Below are 2,562 nucleotides of genomic sequence, written 5' to 3'. Positions count from 1 at the left end.
GAGCTCGGCGTGCCCGAGCATCGCCTGTATAAAACGGATGTCCGCGCCGTTTTCCAGCATCAGCGTCGCCATCGAGTGCCTGAACAGATGGCAGCCGCCGTGCTCGCCCAACTCCGCGCTCTCCTGGTACTGAGCCACCACCGTCGAGAGCCACATCTCGGTCAGCGGCTTGCCCTCACTGCCCAGCAGCAGCGCCGGCTCGGTCGGGTCCCCGCCAGCAGCGGACGGGCGTGGTCGAGGTACTGCTGCACCCAGTACAGTGCCCGCTCGGCCAGTGGCAAGAGCCGGTCCTTGCGGCCCTTGTGTAGAGACGGTAGGACCAGGATTTGCGACGGAATCGGACCGGGCTGAACCCCTTTTCCAAGCAGCCGACGCGGCTAAAGAGCATATGCCATCAGGTTTTGCAGGGCAGGCCATGTCCCACAACAGTCCCATTACTGTTACTTTTAAGTTGCCTTGATGTTCCCTCGCGCCCCGGACGATGAACTGGAAGCCCTCCTGGCCGAGATGTTCAACGACGATGGCGAGGCCGCCCGCGAGCATCTCGCCCGGGGCAATCCCATCTACGTCGTCACGCCGGATACGCCCAAAGGCACTGTCGAGAAGCGGTTTCCGGATGGCATCCGACAGTTCGTGCGCTACGACCTCAGGGGCGAGCATGTCGCGGGCGACATCGCTCAACCAAACACGTAGCCCAGGAACGACAACGCCCGCACAGGGCGGGTATCATCAATCGGGGTAGACCCTCACCTATCGCAATTCCTTTACCTTTAGGTTGTACATCAACCAAGCTGCGTCGCGCCCGCGCTCCTTATCCCCTGCATCGAACGCTGCAAACATCTCACTCAGCTTCCCGTCAATCAATGCAACACGGTCAATATCCCGCGTCAACTGTGGGCGAATCTCCGCCCACAGCGTCTTCAAATCAGCCATGTTGCTTTCATAGGTAACATAACCCCATTTCGGATACCCATCCGGGGCTAACGTCGCTCCCGAAAGAGCAGCAGCAAAGTCCGCCAATTTCTCGCTCAATGACATCACATACCTCTGCCAACAGACTTCGTAAACGATGGAATCGCGTTACGAAGGATTGAATATGACCCTCCCAGCTCCGTAGGTCGAATGATCAGTACATTGCCAGGGCGTATTTCGTTCCACTTCATAATCTGGGGCGTATAGGCACCCTTCGCCGCCAGCGTCGTATCGGCATAAAGGTTCGCTCCTAGCCTGCTATCGGGCACTCCCCAGCCCGGCACTTGTTCACTCTTGATGCGGCGATTGACAGCCCATACGTTCGATGCCGCACTATCACTCAGTCCCTCCTCAGCAGCAAATCCACGCAACTGCAGCCGTACTCGGTCATCAATAAATACACCGAGATCCTTCGCAGACTTAGGCAGGCGTCCTCTATCCATGGCATCGATACCATCTCGGTAAGCGTCATCCGTGGCAGCCTGATGTATGTCAAGAACCTTCTTTTCAAACTCCATCGGAGTCATCCGAGATTTGCCGATGCGCACATTCTGATAGTCGTCGCCCCATGTCTCGCGCATGCGTTGATCGCGCACAAAGTCTTCATAAACGCGACCCAGATTATCTGTCGTGGCCGCGTAGTCCCGGACCAGCTTTCCGTTAGCGTCCCACGCTAGAGAATACTCAGGTACATTCTTGATGCCAGCATCGATCATACCCTGACGCATCCTCTCAATCTGCCCTTCCGCCTGCGTACGACTCAACCTACCTAGATCCTCACGCAACCCGGGCAGTTCTCCAAGCAATCCAAACGGGTCTGCCGCGAGATTCAGTGCAGCATCCCAGTTGCCGTTTCGCACCATCTCGAAGTTGCCAATGCCACCTCGAGGTATGCCGCGCGCGGCACCACCCGTAGGTAGTAACTGTCCACCCTCCAACGAAGCGTCACGAGCTTCTTGTCCAGCAATCTCCCAGCGAATCTGACTTTCGATAGCATCCCTACGCGCCTGCGGATCTTCGGAGAAGAGATGTTGACTGTCATCCACTAACGCGGCCCTGCCAAACATGCCTGTGAGGCCATTGGTAGCCTCCAGAGGTGCGTAAGCTGACCCAGTACCGTAGATCGGATCCAGAATACCCATTGGCGTAACTTCTACCTCTGGGAGCAGGATGTCGGGCCGCCCAGTCGGCGCACCATCGCCCGCAAAGAGCATCGTGTTGGGCGAAGCAAACGACGTCGACTGACTTCCTCCGGCAGTCTCGCCAAACACCGAGACCATCTGACCATAGACGGCATTGTCATAGGCCTTGCCGTCTGTCGGCACGACCGCGTCCGCGAACATCGACGTCGACGGATTCAGATACGACGGCTTCACACCCAGCGACGTGCCATATAGCGGGTCTACCGGCCCTTGCGAGTTCGCCCACGCATTGCCCAACGCCGACTCGCCCTCGCTGCTGCTGCCGTTCGAACTCTGGCTCGCCAAGCTGCTGCCCAGTGCATTGCCAAACGCAATAGGTCCGAGGCGAAGTCGTACCCCTATCGCCCGCTACGCCTTAGCGGGCGCGCCTTTCCAGGCCGTGCTACGA

General features: G+C 58.2%; 4 protein-coding genes. 1 reads left to right on the top strand and 3 read right to left on the bottom strand.

Going from position 1 to position 2,562, the window contains the following annotated elements:
* The coding region (locus ACYP5B_RS39915; protein ID WP_459573320.1) for a tyrosine-type recombinase/integrase at positions 1-417 on the bottom strand (417 nt) is incomplete at its 3' end.
* A 39-nt stretch (positions 418-456) separates the two neighbouring features.
* Here ACYP5B_RS39915 and ACYP5B_RS39910 point away from each other — a divergent pair.
* A complete protein-coding gene (locus ACYP5B_RS39910; protein ID WP_459573321.1) occupies positions 457-693 on the top strand; it encodes a hypothetical protein in 237 nt (78 codons plus the stop codon).
* A 57-nt stretch (positions 694-750) separates the two neighbouring features.
* Here ACYP5B_RS39910 and ACYP5B_RS39905 read toward each other — a convergent pair whose 3' ends face one another.
* Positions 751-1,032: a hypothetical protein gene (locus ACYP5B_RS39905; protein WP_459573319.1), complete on the bottom strand. Its 282-nt coding sequence runs from the start codon at positions 1,030-1,032 to the stop codon at positions 751-753.
* Positions 1,033-1,037: 5 nt separating this feature from the next.
* Positions 1,038-2,459 (bottom strand): hypothetical protein, encoded by a 1,422-nt coding sequence (locus tag ACYP5B_RS39900; RefSeq protein WP_459573318.1) that lies wholly within the window; start codon positions 2,457-2,459, stop codon positions 1,038-1,040.
* Between the last annotated feature and the right edge of the window lie 103 nt (positions 2,460-2,562).

The organism is Cupriavidus sp. 8B, assembly GCF_054589115.1.
The sequence above is the reverse complement of the archived record's forward strand: the minus strand, read 5'-3'. Positions and strand labels throughout refer to the sequence as shown.